The 20009-nt window shown below is 52.7% G+C and carries 18 protein-coding genes; 14 read left to right on the top strand and 4 right to left on the bottom strand.

Annotation, left to right across the window (positions count from 1 at the left end):
* Positions 1-636 precede the first annotated feature (636 nt).
* Positions 637-1542: a LysR family transcriptional regulator gene (locus tag CUZ56_RS08305; protein ID WP_126979911.1), complete on the top strand. Its 906-nt coding sequence runs from the start codon at positions 637-639 to the stop codon at positions 1540-1542.
* Here the strand turns inward: CUZ56_RS08305 and CUZ56_RS08300 are convergent.
* Positions 1525-1896, bottom strand: a complete 372-nt coding sequence (locus tag CUZ56_RS08300; protein WP_126979910.1) for a hypothetical protein — start codon at positions 1894-1896, stop codon at positions 1525-1527. The genes CUZ56_RS08305 and CUZ56_RS08300 overlap by 18 nt on opposite strands.
* Positions 1897-1952: 56 nt before the next feature.
* Complete coding sequence (gene sstT / locus CUZ56_RS08295; protein WP_126979909.1) at positions 1953-3182, bottom strand: serine/threonine transporter SstT; 1230 nt, start codon at positions 3180-3182, stop codon at positions 1953-1955.
* A gap of 294 nt (positions 3183-3476) precedes the next feature.
* Here sstT and CUZ56_RS08290 point away from each other — a divergent pair, with 294 nt between their 5' ends.
* From CUZ56_RS08290 to CUZ56_RS08240, 11 genes are all read left to right on the top strand, one after another.
* Positions 3477-3890 carry a hypothetical protein gene (locus tag CUZ56_RS08290; protein ID WP_126979908.1) on the top strand — a complete coding sequence of 138 codons (414 nt, stop codon included), beginning with the start codon at positions 3477-3479 and terminating at the stop codon, positions 3888-3890.
* Positions 3891-4000: 110 nt separating this feature from the next.
* On the top strand, positions 4001-5116 hold the full coding sequence (locus CUZ56_RS08285) for an alkene reductase (protein WP_126979907.1): 1116 nt from the start codon (positions 4001-4003) through the stop codon (positions 5114-5116).
* A 392-nt stretch (positions 5117-5508) separates the two neighbouring features.
* Complete coding sequence (locus CUZ56_RS08280) at positions 5509-6432, top strand: MurR/RpiR family transcriptional regulator (RefSeq protein WP_126979906.1); 924 nt, start codon at positions 5509-5511, stop codon at positions 6430-6432.
* A gap of 7 nt (positions 6433-6439) precedes the next feature.
* Positions 6440-7402 carry an isoaspartyl peptidase/L-asparaginase family protein gene (locus CUZ56_RS08275; RefSeq protein WP_126979905.1) on the top strand — a complete coding sequence of 321 codons (963 nt, stop codon included), beginning with the start codon at positions 6440-6442 and terminating at the stop codon, positions 7400-7402.
* A gap of 24 nt (positions 7403-7426) precedes the next feature.
* Positions 7427-9331, top strand: a complete 1905-nt coding sequence (locus tag CUZ56_RS08270; RefSeq protein WP_126979904.1) for a dipeptide ABC transporter ATP-binding protein — start codon at positions 7427-7429, stop codon at positions 9329-9331.
* A gap of 75 nt (positions 9332-9406) precedes the next feature.
* Positions 9407-10957, top strand: coding sequence for a glutathione ABC transporter substrate-binding protein GsiB (gene gsiB, locus CUZ56_RS08265; RefSeq protein WP_126979903.1), 1551 nt, complete (start codon positions 9407-9409; stop codon positions 10955-10957).
* Positions 10958-11146: 189 nt separating this feature from the next.
* Complete coding sequence (gene gsiB, locus CUZ56_RS08260; protein WP_126979902.1) at positions 11147-12697, top strand: glutathione ABC transporter substrate-binding protein GsiB; 1551 nt, start codon at positions 11147-11149, stop codon at positions 12695-12697.
* Positions 12698-12845: 148 nt separating this feature from the next.
* On the top strand, positions 12846-13766 hold the full coding sequence (gene gsiC, locus CUZ56_RS08255; RefSeq protein WP_126979901.1) for a glutathione ABC transporter permease GsiC: 921 nt from the start codon (positions 12846-12848) through the stop codon (positions 13764-13766).
* Between the two features lie 23 nt (positions 13767-13789).
* Complete coding sequence (gene gsiD, locus CUZ56_RS08250; RefSeq protein ID WP_239442298.1) at positions 13790-14671, top strand: glutathione ABC transporter permease GsiD; 882 nt, start codon at positions 13790-13792, stop codon at positions 14669-14671.
* A 22-nt stretch (positions 14672-14693) separates the two neighbouring features.
* On the top strand, positions 14694-15749 hold the full coding sequence (locus tag CUZ56_RS08245) for a DmpA family aminopeptidase (RefSeq protein WP_239442295.1): 1056 nt from the start codon (positions 14694-14696) through the stop codon (positions 15747-15749).
* Between the two features lie 9 nt (positions 15750-15758).
* Positions 15759-16580 carry a M55 family metallopeptidase gene (locus CUZ56_RS08240; RefSeq protein WP_126979899.1) on the top strand — a complete coding sequence of 274 codons (822 nt, stop codon included), beginning with the start codon at positions 15759-15761 and terminating at the stop codon, positions 16578-16580.
* Between the two features lie 23 nt (positions 16581-16603).
* Here CUZ56_RS08240 and CUZ56_RS08235 read toward each other — a convergent pair whose 3' ends face one another.
* Both CUZ56_RS08235 and CUZ56_RS08230 read right to left on the bottom strand, forming a co-directional pair.
* Positions 16604-17362 (bottom strand): MarC family protein, encoded by a 759-nt coding sequence (locus CUZ56_RS08235; protein ID WP_126979898.1) that lies wholly within the window; start codon positions 17360-17362, stop codon positions 16604-16606.
* A 37-nt stretch (positions 17363-17399) separates the two neighbouring features.
* Entirely contained in the window at positions 17400-17759 is a 360-nt protein-coding gene (locus CUZ56_RS08230) for a hypothetical protein (RefSeq protein WP_126979897.1), read from the bottom strand.
* A 124-nt stretch (positions 17760-17883) separates the two neighbouring features.
* Between CUZ56_RS08230 and sucC the strand changes: the two genes are divergently transcribed.
* Positions 17884-19044 (top strand): ADP-forming succinate--CoA ligase subunit beta, encoded by a 1161-nt coding sequence (sucC, locus tag CUZ56_RS08225; RefSeq protein WP_126979896.1) that lies wholly within the window; start codon positions 17884-17886, stop codon positions 19042-19044.
* Positions 19045-19055: 11 nt separating this feature from the next.
* A complete protein-coding gene (gene sucD / locus CUZ56_RS08220) occupies positions 19056-19952 on the top strand; it encodes a succinate--CoA ligase subunit alpha (RefSeq protein ID WP_126979895.1) in 897 nt (298 codons plus the stop codon).
* Positions 19953-20009: the final 57 nt, after the last annotated feature.

Below are 20009 nucleotides of genomic sequence, written 5' to 3'. Positions count from 1 at the left end.
GGCGGCACCTATCAGATCAGGCCCGATATGAGGCTGAGTGCCGGCTACGAAGGACAGTTTGGCAACCAGAGCCGGGAACATGCGCTGAAAGTGCAGTTCCGCTACAGCTTCTGATTGGGCGAGAGGGGCCCTTGGGGGCTTAAAAGGGGAGGATGAAATGGACCCATAAGTTTCATTTCATCTTTCCCTGCTCCTTTTTTTGTAAAAGCAGAGGTGAGGGAGAAGCGCTGAGGCAGATATGCAGCTTTTATACGGGGATTTTGCCTGTCTATGTGCGAATTTAATACACCTTACAGAGTATTATATAACGCACATGGTTGTATGGGGTGTTGGGTGATGTTACGATAGGTTCTGACTATAAAAACTTTTTCTGGTGCCCTAAGCAGAAGAATACAGAAGGGCAATACAAATGTACCCGTTGGATGTTTACTGGGTTACAGGTTTTTATCTATAGCCATGGCACATCAGATCATGCACAAAAATGCACTTTCAAAATATAAAACCTGACGGCAAAAAATGTAAAGTTTTTGTATTTAATATTGTAGTTTTATACCTATATTAAATACATGTATACATACAGACAGTTTGAGTGTTTTTTATGTGCAGTAGGAGTTCATTTTTTGAAGGGTGTTCTAAATGAGTCTCAAGCAGCTTAGATATTTTTGTATGGTCGTGGAAAAAGGCAGTTTCATCAAAGCGGCCAATGCCCTTAATATTACCCAACCACCGCTGAGCCTGGGAATTAAAAATTTAGAGGAAAAACTTGGTTCAAAGTTATTGAACAGGGGCTCTCATCATGTCTCCGTCACTGCATCTGGAGCGTTTGTTTATCAAAAGTCGCGTGAAATTATTGAACTGTATGATTCAATGAAATCCGAGATTGCTAAATTAGAGGGTGCCTCACAATCGTATTTTCGTGTAGGCTACTCTCCTGCATGCCAATCCTTTGCCACAGACAACCTCCCATTGCTCCACCAAGAGTTTCCCGATATTTGTATCAGTGCTGTGATGGGAGATGCTGGCTACCTAAGGAACTCTCTGGATAAAGAATACATAGATATTGCATTTCTCCAAGAACCTTCTCAGTTAGACTCAAAATATGAAATAGTACCTTTGCCTGAAATTGAATTTGTTGCGCTTATATCCAATAAATATGAATGCAGTAACAAAGTAATTACTTTGCAAGAGCTATCTAAAATGCCATTGGCGGTACTTTTGAGTGCCTCTGGTGATGGTTTTTACCACAGGCTTTATGACCTGTTTAAGCGCAATAATCTTCCATTTCGCACTGCCGTGGAAAGTTTGGATAAATATGTGCTGTTTGATTTAATTCTAAAAAATAAAGATCTTGTTGCTATTTTGCCAGCCGGAGAACTGCCTGAGAGGATAAAGTCTAATTACACAGTTGCTAAGCTTAATCATCTGGGGCTTGTTATGCGTCCTTGCATGATGCATTTGAAAACTAAAGACTCATCTCCTGTAATGAACAAGTTCAAGCAATTGATTACCCGTAAAAATAAGCAATTAGCTCTTGCTGATTAAAGTGCCCATGATACTTATAGAGCATGCGTCTTCGATGATGGTTGCTACGCCTGTTTTGTTACCAAACATATCTGGATATTCTCCACGTGCTTGAAGCCATTGGAGCATGTGCTTTTCCGGAAAATAGGGGATCGTTTTTGAGTCGGCTGTGATATGGTACATGCCCGGGCATGGCTCTGCACTCTCTGTTTCAGAGAGTTCTGTAAAAGAGAGGTTTGCCAAAACGACATTTTTCCCAAGTGTGCGCAAATAGAAGTAAATTGGAATGCCGCTAACAATATCAAACCCGCCTCCTGCACCTGCAAGAAGGATGGAATGTGATGTTGATAATTCTTTAAAAAAAGGAAGCAGCATTTTGATATATTCGAATAAATTGTCCTGTTATATTTATGAGAGTTCGGGATGAGCTTTTATGCTTTGGCTGCCTTGGCTTTTTCGGCCATATCCACAGCACCGATAAATACCACGTCGGTGGAGGAGTTCAGTGCGGTTTCGACAGAGTCCTGAATGATGCTGATGCTAAAGCCAATGGCAATGACCAGGGCAGCGGTTTCGTTTGAAATGCCAAACAGGCTGCATGCCACCGGAATCAGCAGCAGTGAGCCGCCGGCAATGCCGGATGCACCACAGGCGCATATGGCTGCAACAACACTGAGCAGCAGTGCCGTCATCATGTCCACCTGCACATTCAGGGTAAAGGCAGCGGCCAGGGTCAGTACAGTGATGGTTACAGCCGCACCAGCCATGTTGATGGTAGCGCCCAGCGGCACAGCAACCGAGTAGGTTTCTTCATTGAATCCCAGTTTTTTGCACAGTTCCATATTGACCGGAATGTTGGCAGCCGAACTTCGGGTAAAAAATGCCGGAATGCCGCTTTCGCGCAGTGCGGTGAATACCAGAGGAAACGGGTTGCGGCGGGCCACGAGAAAGACGATCAGCGGATTGACAACCAGTGCCACAATGGCCATGCACCCAACCAGCACAGTCAGTAAGCGGGCGTAGTTGCCAATTTCGTGAAACCCTTCTTTACCGGACAGGGTGGCGGCCACCAGGCCGAAGATACCAATAGGTGCAAAACGGATAACGATTTTGACGATAAAGGTAATTGCCAGGGCAAGGTCCCTGATGAGTCCTTTGGTGGCGGGCGCTGCATGGCGCAAGGCAATACCCAGCCCGACGCCCCAGACGATCAGGCCTATATAGTTGGCATTGACCAGTGCACTGACTGGGTTGTCAAACATGTTGTTGAGCAGGGTGACCAGTACTTCTCCAATGCCGCCGGGTGCGCTGACGGTTTCTGTGCCTTCAAGTCTGCCCAGCCGAGTGGGGAAAAGGAAGCTGGCAATGACTGCAATGAGCGCAGCACTGAAGGTGCCAATGATATAAAGTCCGATAAGCGGCCCCATATTGCTTTTGCGGCCCTGCTCATGGTTGGCAATGGAGGAGGTGACCAAAAGCAGGACAAGGATAGGAGCGACTGAACGCAGTGCTTTGACAAATATGTCTCCCAGCAGGCTGACCGATTGGGCTGCCGATGGTGCAAAGTAAGCCAGAAAGGCGCCCAGGATCATGCCGATAAGGATCTGGGTGACCAGGCTGACGCGGTTGAACCAGTGAATCAGCGAGTTTTGTGGATACATAATGTGTATGACCTGTGTTTGTTATTTTTAAAACCGGAGCCTGAGGCTGTTTTCTGATGAAGTAACAGCAGTGCAGCGGGCTGGTAAAGCCTTTCTTTTGGATACCAAGTGTGTGATTATAGACTGTGCCTGTTGTCTGCTGTAGTGGTGAAGCGGATGTATGTGCTTTTTTGATAGGGTTGCCTGTCTTGTCCGGCTGCTCTGGGGTAATGCGTTGCGGTGGAAAATGTCTGCCTGTGGTGGCCGGTGCATAATGGCTGCTTATGCTTGATTTGGTTAACAAATGAAGAAAGAATGATCGCTGTGGGTGCACAAAAGAAGTGGAAGTGGGTTTGGGGTATGGTGGGCCTGGTGTGTTTGCTGGTCGGGCTGTATTTGCAGTTCAGGCCGGCAGTATCTGCCGAGGATCGAGAGGCCTGTGAGGCGTTTGTCCGTCAGGAATATGGTCATGGCGCGGATATGCAGGCACTTCAGACGTTGCTGGACAAATGCGGCGAGCCGGGCATGGTTGCCATGATGAGTGCCCGTGCTGACCGGGCGGGCGCTTCCCAGATGGGGCAGCATATCGCGGCAGCCAACCAGGGAGATTCAATGCTGCATTTATTGAGCATGTTTTTGATCGGGCTGGGTGCGGTGGGGTGTGTGTTGCTGGTGATTCCAGGCAGAATGCTTCAACGCAATGCACAGAAAGGGGGCCAGGCCGATTGATAAGGAGAGCAGGTATCCCTTTTGAAAAAAGGTGTTCATGGCTTTGGTTGATTTTCAGCCTGTAATGCAGGTACCATTGCTGGCAATGTATAACAATGATAAGGAACGATATGGCAAAGACTTTGTTTGATAAAGTAAATATGGGTACGGTGGCGCTGGCAAACCGTGTTGCAATGGCTCCGCTGACGCGTAATCGTGCACCTGATGGTGTGCCGACCGCCATGATGGCTACTTATTATCAGCAGCGTGCAACGGCAGGGCTGCTGATTTCCGAAGGTACTTCCATTACACAGGAAGGGCAGGGGTATTCGGATGTGCCTGGGTTGTATACGACCCAGCAGGTGCAGGGCTGGAAGCAGGTGACTGCGGCGGTGCACCAGGCTGGGGGGCACATTGTCACGCAATTGTGGCATGTGGGGCGTGTTTCGCATACGGCATTGCAAAAAGACGGCCAGGCACCGGTGGCGCCTTCGGCGATTCAGGCGAAATCACGCGTTTATGTGATCAATGCAGATGGCACCGGCGGTTTTCTGGAAACGTCCATGCCGCGAGCTTTGCTGGCCGAAGAACTGCCACGTGTATGTGATGATTACCGCCATGCCATGAAGGCCGCGGTTGAAGCTGGGTTTGATGGCGTGGAAATTCATGCCGCCAATGGTTACCTGCTGGATCAGTTTTTGCGCTCAGGTGCCAACCACCGTACCGATGCTTATGGCGGCAGCGTTGAAAACCGTGCCCGTTTCCCATTGGAGGTGGTGGCGGCAACCATAGAGGCTGCAGCCGGGCATCCGGTAGGAATCCGGATTTCACCTGCGGCCCCGGCCAATGGCCTGGAAGACCCGAATCCGCAGGAGGTGTTTGATTATTTTGTGGCTCAGCTGGCCAGGTTCCCGTTAGCTTTCGTTCATGTGATTGAAGGTGCGACCGGCGGCCCGCGTGATTACCAGATGGGTGGCAAGTCGTTCGATTATGCGCAACTGAAAGCGGCTTATACAAAGGCCGGTGGCAAGGGGCTGTGGATGGTGAATAACGGTTACGACCGTGCCAGCGCGCAAAAAGCCGTGGAAAGCGGTTATGCCGATATGGTGTCATTTGGGCGGGCGTATATTGCCAACCCGGATCTGGTGCGCCGCCTGCGTGACGATGCACCTTTGAATGCACCGGATCAAACCACTTTTTATGGGGGTGGTGAAAAAGGTTATATTGATTACCCGGCGTTGCCCTGAAGCCGGTTGCTGAATCGGGTGTCTTGATAAAAGGCCGCGGCGATGCGGCCTTTTATTTGAGTGGGATCATGCGAAATATACAAATTTGATGCACATCAAATTGAACGACAAAGTGGCGTAACGTGAATATTTTTTGTTGTGTATGGCGTGCAATGACAATATTTTGTCTGATTTAAGTGACATATTCATTGCCTGGTTCTTTGTCATGGGACAAAAGAAAAAGAAATATCCATCCAGCTTGTCGGTTTCATTCAAAAGAATCATGACGGTTCGTGATTTTTGTTTTAGTATGATCAAAAATTTACATTTTTATCTATTTTGTAATATTTTTTACAAATTGCAAATATGTATAACCGTGGGCGTTTTGATGGTTGCAAGCGGGTGCACAGGCAATGGCTGATATTGAGGAAAAGATCGTACAGGCAATACCGAGTCTGACAAAGTCGCACCGGTATCTGGCTGACTATGTGCTGAAAAACCCGCTGAATGTGGTGACCATGCCGATTGACGAACTGGCAGATGCTGCCGGCGTGTCGGTGGCCACGGCGAACCGTTTTGCACGGTCTTTGGGGTTTGATGGCTATGCTGCTTTTCGCAGCGAGCTGGTACGCGGGTTTGAGCCCTTGCTCACGCCGGTGAACCATTTGCGCGGCAATCTGGCAACGCCCACAACGGTGCCTGAGGTATTTGCTTCGGTGATGGAAGAAAGTGTGCGCAACATCGAGGCCACCCGAAAGCGTTTGAATGTGAAGTCCTGCGAGCGGGCGGTGCAGGGTATCTTGCAGGCACGCCGTGTTTATATCCTGGGGCTGGGGACCAGTGCCTGGCTGGGTGGTATGCTGCACCATGGGCTGGATTCGTGTTGTGACCATACGCAACTGCTGGTATCCAATGGCGGTGTGATGCATGCGGTGCGTTGCCTGGCGCGCAGCGGCAAAGAGGATATGCTGATTGCAATTGCTTTTCCGCGTTATCTGGATGACACGGTACGCTTGGTTGAAATTGCCAAGAAGAGAAAAGTCAAGGTGATGGCACTGACAGACAGTCCCCGCTCCCCACTGGTGCCGTTTGCGGATGTGCTGCTGTATGCGCAGACGCAGTCGCGCTACCGTTCCAATTGCGAAACAGGCGTGCTGGCGTTGATTGAAGCGCTGGTCAGTGCAGTATCGCTGCGTACGCCTGATGCCATTGAAGTTGCCAACCGGATTGTTGAGCACGCCATACCGTGGTTTGCTCGTAACCGATTGGGGGTTATTGACAATCAGCCGGTGGCAGCTCAGAAAAACAGCCGCACATACCGAAAGAAGAAAGGTTAAGGAAATTATGGGAATTCCAGTGATTGCCATTCATGGCGGGGCCGGCGCGTTAAGCGGTCTGGATGAACAGCAGGCCAAGCCTTATCACGACGGGTTGCGTTATATATTACAGCAGGCACAGCAGGCATTGCAGGAAGGGCAGAGCGCCATGGATGCGGTGTGTCTGGCAGTGTCGCTGCTGGAGGATAATCCACTGTTCAATGCCGGACATGGCGCGGTGTTTACGCATGACGGTACGCATGAGCTGGATGCCGCAGTGATGAACGGGGCCGATTTGCGTGCCGGTGCGGTGGCGGGTATTTGTCATATCCAGCATCCGGTGCTGGCGGCGCGTGCGGTCATGGAAGATGGCCGCCATGTGTTGCTGGCCGGGGCTGGGGCGGAAAAGTTTTTGCGTGAGTATGGTGGGCTGGCGTGGGTGGAGCCGGATTTCTTCTCTACGCCGATGCGCCGTGAGCAGTTGGAAAAAGCCCTGCAGCAAGAGCGTGTCGCGCTGGATCATGATGTGGCTGTCAGTCAAAAAGGTCCGCAACCGCCGATTGATGAAAACCGCAAAATGGGAACTGTTGGTGCGGTGGCGCTGGATCAGTACGGCCACCTGGCGGCGGCAACCTCTACCGGTGGTATGACTAACAAGCATGCGGGCCGCATTGGCGATTCTCCCCTGATTGGCGCTGGTACTTATGCGGATGACCGGGCCGCAGCAGTTTCATGTACCGGACATGGCGAAATGTTCATCCGGGTAGCGGCGGCATATGACGTGTGTGCCAGAATGTTATACGCCAAGCAGACGCTGGAGCAGGCAACGCAGCAGGTGATCATGAAAACGCTGCCGCCTATGAACGGGCGTGGCGGGCTGATTGCTGTGGATGCGGCGGGCAATGTTTGCATGCCGATGAATAGCGAAGGCATGTACCGGGGCTATGCACGTGGTGCTACAGAACCGGTGACGGCCATTTACGCTGAGTGAAAACTATAGGATTGAAGGATTAGGATGTCTGCAGGGTTGTCTCAAGAAGTGCAAACGCCAGCCGGGGTGTTGTTGCCTGACCAGTGTGTCGTATCTGTCAAAGGGCTGACGGTGCGTTTTGCGACTTCAGAACGGACCGTGGATGCGGTCAAGGGGCTGGATTTTCATGTGCAGCGGGGGGAGACTCTGGCGATTGTGGGCGAATCGGGCTCAGGTAAATCGGTGGCATCTTTGTCGGTAATGCGTTTGGTGGAATATGGCGGCGGGCATATCATTGGCGGGGAAATGCTGTTCCGGCGTCGCAATGGAGATATTCTGGACCTGAAAACGGCGTCCGAATCGACCATGCGTCGCATTCGGGGCGCGGATATCGCGATGATTTTTCAGGAGCCGATGACTTCGCTTAACCCGGTGTTTACTGCCGGCGACCAGATTGCCGAAGCCATCATGATTCATCAGGGAAAGTCGCATACTGAGGCGCTGGCCGAGGCGCTGCGCATGCTGGAACTGGTGCGTATTCCGGAAGCGAAAAACGTGCTCAAGCGTTACCCGCATCAATTATCCGGAGGTATGCGCCAGCGGGTCATGATTGCCATGGCCTTATCGTGCCGCCCGGCGTTGCTGATTGCCGATGAACCGACCACGGCGCTGGATGTGACGATTCAGGCGCAAATTCTGGAGTTGATGCGCGAGCTGCAACGGGAAATGCACATGGGTATTGTGTTCATTACCCATGACATGGGGGTGGTGGCAGAGATTGCCGACCGTGTACTGGTGATGTACCGTGGTGATGGTGTGGAAGAAGGGGATTCCGAACAGGTTTTTTCAGCGCCACAGCATCCTTACACACGTGCGTTGCTGTCGGCCGTGCCCAAGCTGGGCGCCATGAATGGTACCGATTATCCGGCCAAGTTTGAGTTGCTGGATGCGCAGAGCCAGCCTTTGCCGGGCAGTGCAGGTACAGCGGAAGTCGTGAATACGGCACGCTATGATCAGGCACCGATTTTGCGCGTGCAAAATCTGGTTACGCGTTTTGAGATCCGGGGCGGTATTTTGAACCGGTTACAGCGCGAGGTGCATGCGGTAGAGCATGTCAACTTTGACCTTTACCCCGGAGAGACGCTGGCTTTGGTCGGGGAGTCGGGCTGCGGCAAATCAACCACGGGCCGTTCATTGCTGCGGCTGGTGGACAGCCAGGGCGGGCGCATTGAGTTTGACGGGCAGAACATTCTGGATTTGCCAACCAGGCAGTTGCAGCATCTGCGCAGGAATATTCAGTTTATTTTTCAGGATCCGTTTGCTTCACTGGACCCGCGTGTGACGGTCGGATTTTCCATTATGGAGCCTTTGCTGGTGCACGGTATCGCTTCGGGCGCACAGGCGCAGGAGCAGGTGCGCCAACTGCTGGAGCGGGTCGGGCTGCCGCCGGAATATGCGCAGCGCTATCCACATGAGTTTTCCGGTGGTCAGCGCCAGCGTATTGCGATTGCGCGTGCGCTGGCATTGAATCCGAAAGTGGTGGTGGCCGATGAGGCAGTGTCGGCCCTGGATGTGTCAATACAGGCGCAGATTGTGAATCTGATGATGGATTTGCAGAAGGATCTGGGCATTGCTTTTCTGTTTATCTCGCATGACATGGCCGTGGTGGAGCGTATCAGCCACCGTGTGGCGGTGATGTATCTGGGACAGATTGTTGAAATTGGCCCGCGCCGTGCTATTTTTGAGCATCCGCAGCATGCCTACACAAAACGCCTGATGTCAGCCGTGCCGGTGGTGGATCCGTCCCGGCGCCACCAAAAGCACGAGTTGCTGCAGGGGGAAATTCCGAGTCCGGTTTTTCCGTTGGGTTATGAGCCTGTGATTAAGCCGATGGTAGAGGTCGGGCCGGGGCACTTTGTGGTTCAGCATCCGATTACTGATGAGTATTGATGAGGGCCGCGCTCTGTGGCAAAGAGCACGCCTTATGGTGAATAGGGGTTTATTCTTTTACAAAGGAGTCTTCTGATGAGAAATCGATTTGTAGCAACGCGCCTGCTTGCAGGTATTATCGGGCTGGCCGCCCTGACAGGTGCCGGTCATGCGCTGGCGCAGACCAGTGTTGTGCTGGCCATTGGACAGCAACCGGAAACGCTGGACCCGTACAATACCAACACCACGTTGACACAGGCTGTAACCAAGTCTTTTTACGAAGGGCTGTTCCAGTTTGACAAAGACTTGAATGTGAAGCCTGTGCTGGCAGAAAGCTACACGGTTTCAGATGATGGCCTGGTGTATACCTTTAAACTGCGTGCCGGGGTGAAATTCCATGACGGCACTGAATTCAACGCGGAAGCCGTTAAAGTCAATATCGACCGTGTACTGAACCCGGCCAATGCGCTGGCGCGTTATAACCAGTTTAACCGCGTGGAACGGGTGGAAGTGGTGGATCCGCTGACCGTGCGCTTTGTGCTCAAGGAACCGTTTGCCCCCTTTATCAACTCACTGGCACACTCTTCAGCAGGGATGATTTCGCCCAAAGCGCTGCAGGAATATGGTAAGGACATTGCCTTCCATCCAGTGGGTACCGGGCCGTTCAAGTTTGTGGAATGGCGTCAGACCGACCATGTGAAGGGCACCCGCTTTGACGGCTATTGGCGCCAGGGCTATCCGAAGGTGGATAACATCACCTGGAAGCCGGTGCTGGAAAACAGTACCCGTGCGGCGATGCTTCAAACCGGTGAAGCGGACTTTGCATTCCCGATTCCGTATGAGCAGATCAACTCGCTTAAAAGTAACGCCAATCTGGATATCCTGACCTCGCCTTCCATTGTGACGCGCTATCTGGCCATGAATACGCAGCAAAAGCCGTTTGACGATGTGCGTGTGCGTGAGGCGGTGAATTATGCGATCAACCGCGAAGCCTTGGGCAAGGTGGCCTTCAACGGCTTTGCCTTCCCGGCGCAGGGGTTTGTACCGCAGGGCGTAGGCTATGCGCACAAGATGGAACCATGGCCGTATGATCCGGCTAAAGCGCGTGCATTGCTGGCCGAGGCCGGGTACCCCAACGGGTTTGAAACCGTGCTGTGGGGCGGCTATAACAACTCCACCACGGTGAAGGTGTTGCAGTTCCTGCAGCAGCAACTGGGGCAGGTTGGTATCAAGGTCAGCGTACTGGCGCTGGAGCCAGGCCAGAGAACCGAGTGGGTGGAAGGCTGGCAGGATCCTAAAACATCACGTGTACGCATGTATTATGCAGGCTGGTCTGCTTCTACCGGTGAGGCAGACTGGGCGTTGCGCCCGCTGCTGACCACAGAAGCATGGCCGCCCAAGCTCAACAATGCAGCGTATTACAGCAACAGCAACTTTGACAGTTATATTGCCGCCGCATTGAAGTCCACCAGCGACGACGAGAAGCGTGACCTGTACCGTAAGGCGCAGGAACTGCTGTATGTCGACCTGCCGTGGGCACCCCTGGTGACCGAAGAAACCGTGTACGCACGTAACAAACGCTTAAGCGGTGTGTATGTGATGCCTGACAGCAATATCAATTTCACTGAAATTGCTGTAACGAAGTAAGGCCGTGATGGGATAGAGCCGGCACCTTTGCCGGCTCTGCCCGGCATGTACCTGCACAGTTCAATGGTGCAGGTGCCCGGCAGCCTGAAAGGGCAGAGATTTAATGATAATTAATGATAATGAGGGTGTGTGAATACGCCCTGGTGATTTGCAGTAAGGGTTGGATAAGAAACAGGAGACATGAATAATATGACGCATCGATTTGGATTTTTCCGCCTGTTAGCGGTTTTTTTGATGGTGGTGGTGATGGCATGCGCCATGCAGGCCAGGGCGCAAACGCGTGTTGTGCTGGCCGTTGGCGGGCAGCCCGAAACGCTGGACCCATATAACACCAATACCACCATGACCATGGCAGTGACCAAATCGTTTTATGAGGGGCTGTACCAGTTTGACAGGAACTTTGAGATCAAGCCTGTATTGGCACTGCGCTATACCGTGTCGGATGATGGGCTGGTTTATACGTTTGAATTGCGTTCAGGGGTGAAGTTTCATGATGGTACCGTTTTTGATGCGAACGCTGTCAAAGTGAATTTTGACCGGGCCAAAGACCCGGCCAATGCGCTGGTACGCTATAACCAGTTTAACCGCATTGAACGCGTGGAAGTGGTGGACCCTTTGACGGTGCGTTTTGTACTGAAGGAGCCGTTTGGGCCTTTCATCAACACCATCGCGCATCCATCGGCAGCCATCATTTCTCCCAAAGCATTGCAGCAGTATGGTAAAGATATTGCGTTTCACCCGGTGGGGACCGGGCCGTATACTTTTGCTGAGTGGCGGCAGACCGACTTTATCAAAGGCACCCGGTTTGAAGGCTATTGGCGGACAGGTTATCCCAAGGTCGATGAGGTGATCTGGATGCCGGTGATGGAAAATAACACCCGTGCTGCGATGCTGCAAACCGGCGAAGCGGATTTTGCTTTTCCGGTGCCTTACGAACAAGTGGATGGGCTTAAAAGCAACCGTAGCCTGCAGGTGATTACAACGCCGTCCATCATGATGCGCTATCTTTCGTTCAACATGCTGCATAAGCCGTTTGATGATATACGGGTTCGCCAGGCGATTAACTATGCCATTAACCGCGAGGCGCTGGCCAAGGTGGCATTCAACGGTTACGCTTTCCCGGCACAGGGATTTGTGCCGCAGGGGGTAGCCTATGCGCACAAGATGGCGCCGTGGCCGTACGATCCGGCCAAAGCGCGGGCGTTGCTGGCTGAGGCGGGTTATCCCAACGGGTTTGAATCGGTATTGTGGGGCGGTATCAACAATACGACCACGCAAAAGGTATTGCAGTTTTTGCAACAGCAGTTGGGACAGGTCGGTATCAAGGTCAGCATACTGGGGCTGGAATCAGGCCAGCGCGCGGGTTGGGTGGAAGGTGCGCCTGACCCTCAAACCGCAGGTGTCAGGCTTTATTACATTGGCTGGTCTACCTCAACAGGCGAGGCTGATTGGGCATTGCGTCCGCTGCTGTCTACGCAGGCCTGGCCGCCGGGACTGAACAATACGGCTTATTACAGCAGTGCGCAGTTTGACGCTTATCTGGAGCAGGCTTTGAAAGCAACGGGTGATGAAGATAAACGGACGATTTATCAGAAAGCACAGGAACTGCTTGCCGTTGATTTGCCATGGGCTCCGCTGGTTACAGACGAAATAGTCTATGCCCATAACAAGCGGGTGACGGGGATTTATGTGCTGCCGGACAGCAACATTGACATTAACGAGCTGGCAGTGAGTGAGTAGCAGGCAGGGGAGCGGAAGTGCAGAAGAAGTGATTTTGAGCTGATTCATAAGTGCGTGTGGATTTTTTCCCGGGCACAGGGGTTTATGGTTTAACAGAGAACAATGCGGTGAGTTACATGGCTGATCTGCATGGATGTGGTTGGTATTTATGCTGAATTATTTTTTGAAGCGGTTGCTGGGGTTGATTCCAACCCTGCTGATTGTGGCAGTCGCCATCTTCTTGTTTGTTCACAATCTGCCAGGCAGCCCGGCCCGCCTGAAAGCCGGGCCCGATGCTGATGCGGAAACGGTGGCCTTGATTGAGCGTGAAATGGGGCTGGATAAACCGCTGCCGCAGCAGTTTGTGACGTACTTTGTCAAGTTGTTTCAAGGTGACCTGGGGACGTCTTTTAAAAGCAACCGGCCGGTTTTCACAGAAATTGCAGAGCGGTTCATGCCCACATTTTTACTGACGCTGGCCAGTATGGTGTGGGCGGTGATTTTCGGCATGGTGATCGGCATTATTTCTGCTGTGTACCGTAACAAATGGCCGGACCGCGTGGGGATGACGCTGGCGGTGTCGGGGCTGTCTTTTCCGGCGTTTGCGCTGGGGATGCTGCTGATGCAGATTTTTTCTGTGCAACTGGGCTGGCTGCCGACGGTGGGGGCTGACTCATGGAAGCACTACATTTTGCCTTCGATCACGCTGGGGGCATCGGTGGCCGCAGTGATGGCCCGGTTTACGCGCGCTTCATTTGTGGAGGTGGTGCAGGAGGACTTTGTGCGCACGGCACGCGCCAAAGGGGTGGCTGAGCGTGTGGTGCTGCTCAAGCACTGTTTGCGCAATGCGCTGATCCCGGTGGTGACTATGATGGGGTTGCAGTTTGGCTTTCTGCTCGGCGGGTCCATCGTGGTTGAGGCGGTATTCAACTGGCCCGGGCTGGGGCGCTTTCTGGTGGAATCGGTGAGCAGCCTTGACTATCCCTGTATTCAGGCATTGGTCTTGCTGTTCTCGCTGGAATTTATTCTGATCAATTTGACGGTGGATATGCTGTACGGGCTGATCAATCCCACCATTCGCTATAAATGAGGTGATTAGGCATGGCAGATTCAATGACAACAACAGTATCTTCTGCTTCGACTGCGGTGCGTACGCCATGGAGCGAGTTCTGGCGCAAGTTCCGCAAACAGCATGTGGCGTTGATCGCACTGGTATTTATCGTGATTTTGGTGGTGCTGGCGGTTTTGGCGCCGTGGATCACGCCGTTTGACGCAGAGAATTTCTTTGACTATGACCGCTTCAACGAAGGGCCCTCCATGGTGCACTGGTTTGGTGTCGACCCGCTGGGGCGCGACATTTTCAGCCGGATCATCATGGGCGCGCGTATTTCTTTGTTCGCCGGCTTCTTTTCCGTGATGTTGGGCGCTGTCATTGGGGTGTTTCTGGGGCTGTTGGCGGGGTACTATGAAGGCTGGTGGGACAGGATTGTGATGCGCATTTCGGATGTGCTGTTTGCATTTCCGGGGATTCTGCTGGCACTTGGGGTTGTGGCGATGCTGGGTTCCGGCATGCTCAATGTGATTGTTGCGGTATCCATTTTCAGTATTCCTGCGTTTGCGCGCCTGGTGCGCGGCAATACACTGGCGCTGAAAAACCAGACGTTCATTGAGGCCACGCGCAGCATTGGGGCAAGTGACTGGACGATTCTGGTGCGGCACATTTTGCCCGGGACGATCTCGACCATTGTGGTGTATTCCAGTATGCGTATTGGCACGTCCATCATCACGGCGGCAAGCCTGTCGTTTCTGGGGATGGGGGCCCAGCCGCCAACGCCCGAATGGGGGGCAATGCTCAATGAAGCACGTGCAGATATGATCAATGCGCCACATGTGGCGATATTTCCGGCCCTGGCCATTTTCTTCACGGTACTGGCTTTTAACCTGTTGGGCGATGGACTCAGGGATGCATTAGACCCCAAGATTGACAGGCTGTAACCAACCCAAACGCGTGATGAATATGAAAATGCCTCATATAGGCCGTTTTGCCGCCGGGCCTCTGAATGCGATTACCGATGTTGCAGGCGTGACTGTAGGGCATGCCACGCTGGACGCGGGTGATGTTCAGACCGGCGTGACGGTTGTGCGCCCACACCAGGGCAATGTGTTCATGCAGCGTGTACCGGCCGGGGTGGCTGTCATTAACGGGTTTGGCAAAAGTGTCGGGCTGGTGCAGGTTGAGGAACTGGGAGTTTTGGAAACGCCCATTGCGCTGACCAATACGTTTGCCGTTCCGGCCGTGTCGGCAGCACAGATCAGGCAGTGTGTTAAAGATAATCCGGCCTGCGGGCGGGATTTGCCGACCGTGAATCCGCTGGTGCTGGAGTGTAATGACGGCTATCTCAACGATATTCAGCAAATGGCGGTCAGTGAGGCGCATTACCTTGAGGCGTATGCGTTGGCACAGAGCCGTTTTGCGCAAGGGGCTGTCGGTGCCGGGCGCGGTATGTCGTGTTTCAAGCTGAAGGGCGGAATCGGCTCTTCTTCCCGCGAGGTTGCTGTTTCAGCATCAAAGCGCTATCGGGTGGGGGCACTGGTGCTGGCCAATTTTGGCCAACTGGCGAACCTGACTGTTGCAGGGTGCGCCGTGGGTAAAGACCTGGCGGCTTTGCCGCATGTTGAATCGCACGGTGCGGACAAGGGGTCGATTATTCTGCTGGTGGCAACCGATGCGCCATTGGATGCCAGGCAACTGCACCGGCTGGCGGTGCGTGCTGGTGCGGGTTTGGCCCGTACCGGGTCATTCTATGGTCATGGTAGCGGGGATATTGCGCTGGCCTTTTCGACGGCTTATACGCTGCCGCAGGATGTTTTAAACGATCTGTATGAGGTGGCGCTGCTGCATGACAATTTGCTGAACGATGTTTTTGAGGCGGTTGCCGATAGCATTGAACAGGCGATTTTGTCTGCACTGTGGCATGCACAGACGCTGACGGGCAGGCAGGGGCATCAGCGCCTGTCTTTGCTGGATGCGCTGGCAGGGCTTCCGCTGGAGAGGCGGCCTCATTGGTGTTGAAGGAATGGTATGAATATCTTGATCTCGGTTGATATTGAAGGGGTGGCTGGCGTATATCACCCTGAACAGACCCGTTTTGGCAACCTGGAATATGAGCAGGCACGCCGGTTGATGACCGCAGAGGCCAATGCGGCGATTGCGGGTGCCTATGATGGCGGGGCCAGGCAGGTACTTATCAATGATTCGCATGGACGGTTTCGCAACATGCTGGCCGGAGAACTGGATGCCAGGGCACAGGTGATACAGGGGCGGCCACGTGTATTGAGCATGGCGCAGGGGGTGACGCCAGGGGTGCAGGGCCTGTGCCTGATCGGGTATCACTCGCGCGCTGGCGGAAGGGGTATTCTGGCGCACACCATCAACAGCTTTGCGTTTGCTGAGGTTTTGTTGAATGGCGTGCCGGTTGGCGAGGCGGCCATTTACGGTGCGGTTGCTGGTGAATATGGGGTGCCGGTGATCATGGGCAGTGGCGACGATGTTTTCATTGAGGAGAATAAAGCACTGTTTCCCGATGCCTTGTTTGCCCAAACGAAACAGGCGTTGGGCCAGAACAGCGGTGTTTCCCTTTCTCCCCAGGCTTCGTGTGAACTGATTCGGGCGACCGCATCGGCGGCGGTTTCCGGAAGCCAGGCGATCAAAGTATGCGCGGCCTTTCAAAAACCGATCACCGTGACTGTTCGTGCCACATCGTCTGCCATGGCCGATCTGTTTTGTGGCTGGCCGACGTTCAGGCGCTTGGATGCGACACAAGTTGCGTACGAGGCGCAAACGGCAGAGGTTGCGATGCGGATACTGAACTGCTGCTCAGCCATGTCGGCTTCGTTACGCTGAAGCCGACCACAGGAGCATGATGTTTATTGCGCCGCAGGTGCCGGCATGGGTGGCGCAACGGGCGGGTTGGTGGAGCTGGCCAGCGGGATGATCATCTGGTGGTAGAGTTCCGTGATGGCGCTTGCCATCCCGTTCCATATCAACTGAATACCCAGACACAACAAAATGAACGCGGCAATGCGCAGGAAGACCACGGCGCCGGTTTCCCCCAGCATGTCCATCAGTTTTTCGGCATATCCGTAACACACGCGTACGATGATGGCCAGCGAAATAATGCCCAGCAAGCCGCCAAGCAGCCTTGCAACGGTAATGGAGACGGTGGACCCTGCAAAGCTGGCACCCACTGTGATGCACACAGCCAGGGTTCCGGGGCCGACCGTCATGGGGAATGAGAGCGGGAAAAATGCGGTTTGCTGGATTTTTTCCGGCGTGTAGGAGTCTGCCAGTTGTTCATCGTGTTTCGGTGTGGAACTGTCGGCATTGACCAGGCCCCAGCCCATTTTAACGACCAGCAGGCCGCCGCCGATCAGGACAATATCTTTTGAAATGCCGAAGAACTTGAGTACAACAGAGCCCAGCAGGATAAAGATGATCAGCATCAGAAAGCAGTTGCGAGAAATGCTATTAGCTAATGCATGGCGTGTTTTGGCGGATGCGCCTTCCGTGACAGAAAGGAACATCGCAGCGCCGCTGGGCGGATTCATGATGGGCAGCAGTGTTGCAACAATTTGCAAAAAGCTTTTGCCAAATTCCAGAAAATAACCTAGCAGTGCACTTTCCATAACAGAATCAATCTTGCCGATTGATGAAAAAAGATAGCTAATGATAAACGGTTTTATTGATCAAGATGAAATGCAGCCCCGGCAGGCGTGCTAAAGTAGCGGGGTATATATGATTTTTTTGAATACCACAAGGGTTTTCTGGTGTTTGAAAATGCAAGGGTGCAGGTTGGCCATGCGGTAAATCAAGCGGAGCCGCTGGTGTATCTTGTTGATATATCAGCATATTGCTTTTTTTGTCCGATATGACAGGCTGGCCTGCATTTTGACTGTCAACGAGCGCCGGGATTCTTTTTTGTGAGCAGTTGTCTATGCGCGGGGCCTTCGCGGCTTGGTAAAACAGGTGTGATAGCCATTTATTAAGTACGGGTTTGTCATGGTCATTTTGATGTGGGGGCATGCCCTTGGCGCAGCGCTGTTAAAGTATCAGAAGCATCATGCTATGCATAGCGGGGTTTGTCAGCGCGGAAATGGCGTTGGGGAACCGGTTTGTTTTCACTCAGACTCATTCAGAGAGCAATTCCATGAAAATTCATGAGTACCAAGGCAAGGAAATTCTGCGCCAGTTTGGAGTACCGGTACCACGCGGCTATCCTGCGTTTACCGTACAGGAAGCTGTAGAAGCTGCGCAGAAATTAGGCGGCAGCATTTGGGTTGTCAAAGCACAGATTCACGCGGGCGGACGTGGTAAGGGCGGCGGTGTCAAGCTGGCACGCTCCCTTGACGAAGTTAAAAAACTGGCAGGTGAAATCCTGGGCATGCAACTGGTGACACACCAGACCGGCCCGGAAGGCCAGAAAGTACGTCGGCTGCTGATCGAAGAAGGCGCTGACATCAAGAAAGAATATTACGTTTCGGTGGTGACCGACCGTGCCAGCCAGAAGGTGGCTATGATGGCTTCCAGTGAAGGCGGTATGGAAATTGAAGAAGTTGCCAAGACGAATCCGGAAAAAATCATCAAGGTGTTTGCCGATCCTTCGACCGGTATCACTGATGATCAGGCCAAGCAACTGGCTACCGGTATTGGCGTTCCTGCCGCTTCAGTGGACAAGGCCGTTGACGTATTCAAAAAACTGTACAAAGTGTACATGGATACCGATGCTTCCCTGGTGGAAATCAATCCGCTGATTCTGGAAGGCGATGGCAATATCAAAGCGCTGGATGCCAAGTTCAACTTTGACAGCAATGCACTGTTCCGCCATCCTGAGATTGTGGCTTTGCGTGACCTGGACGAAGAAGACCCGGCTGAGCTGGAAGCTTCTAAATACGATTTGTCATATATCAGCCTGGATGGTGACATTGGCTGTCTGGTTAATGGTGCAGGTCTAGCCATGGCGACGATGGATACCATCAAGCTGTTTGGCGGCACACCTGCCAACTTCCTGGACGTGGGTGGTGGCGCGACCGAAGAAAAAGTGACCGCAGCGTTTGAAATCATGCTGCGCAATCCCAAAGTCAAGGCGATTTTGGTCAACATCTTCGGTGGCATCATGCGCTGCGACATCATTGCTACTGGTGTGGTTGCTGCTTGTAAGGCAGTGAACCTGAAAGTACCTCTGGTGGTGCGCATGAAAGGGACCAATGAAGACCAGGGTAAGAAAATTCTGGCTGATTCAGGTCTGCCCATTATCAGTGCTGATACCATGGCCGACGCAGCCAAAAAAGTGGTTGCAGCCGTTAAGTAAGGAATACGGACATGTCTATCTACGTTAACAAAAATACCAAGGTTATTACCCAGGGGATCACTGGGAAAACGGGGCAGTTCCATACTGAAAAATGTATTGAATATGCCAATGGCAAAAACTGTTTTGTTGCCGGGGTGAACCCTAAAAAAGCCGGTGAGAAGATTTTTGACGTGCCGATTTACGCCACGGTCAAAGAAGCTGCCAAAGAAACCGGTGCCACTGTTTCTGTGATTTATGTACCTCCGGTTGGTGCCGCAGCAGCAATCTGGGAAGCTGTAGAGGCTGACCTGGATATGGTGATCTGTATCACAGAAGGCATTCCGATCAAGGATATGCTGGTGGTGCGCAACAAGATGAAGGCCAAGGAAGCCGCTGGCGGCAAAAAGACATTGCTGTTGGGCCCGAACTGCCCGGGTATCATTACACCGGAAGAAATCAAGATTGGTATCATGCCGGCGCACATTCATAAAAAAGGCCGTATTGGTGTGGTGAGCCGCTCCGGTACGCTGACTTATGAGGCTGTTGCACAACTGACCGAACTGGGTCTGGGGCAATCGAGCGCTGTGGGGATCGGTGGTGACCCGATCAACGGGCTCAAGCACATTGATGTGATGCAGGCATTCAATGACGATCCGGATACCGATGCAGTGATCATGATTGGTGAAATTGGTGGTTCTGATGAGGCTGATGCCGCACGCTGGTGCAAAGACAACATGAAAAAACCGATTGTTGGCTTTATCGCTGGTGTGACCGCACCTCCCGGAAAACGCATGGGCCATGCCGGTGCTTTGATTTCCGGTGGCGCTGATACAGCAGACGCTAAACTGGCGATTATGGAGGAGTGTGGCTTTACAGTAACACGCAATCCGTCTGAAATGGGTGCTCTGATCAAAAAACTGATCGGATAAATACCATGCAATAGCCGCGATTTGCGCCGCTATTGTATTCACTTTAGAGGGAGGCCA

Source organism: Saezia sanguinis (assembly GCF_003991585.1).
GTDB lineage: Bacteria > Pseudomonadota > Gammaproteobacteria > Burkholderiales > Burkholderiaceae_C > Saezia > Saezia sanguinis.
Note: the sequence above shows the minus strand (reverse complement) of the source record. Positions and strands in the feature narration are given on the sequence as shown.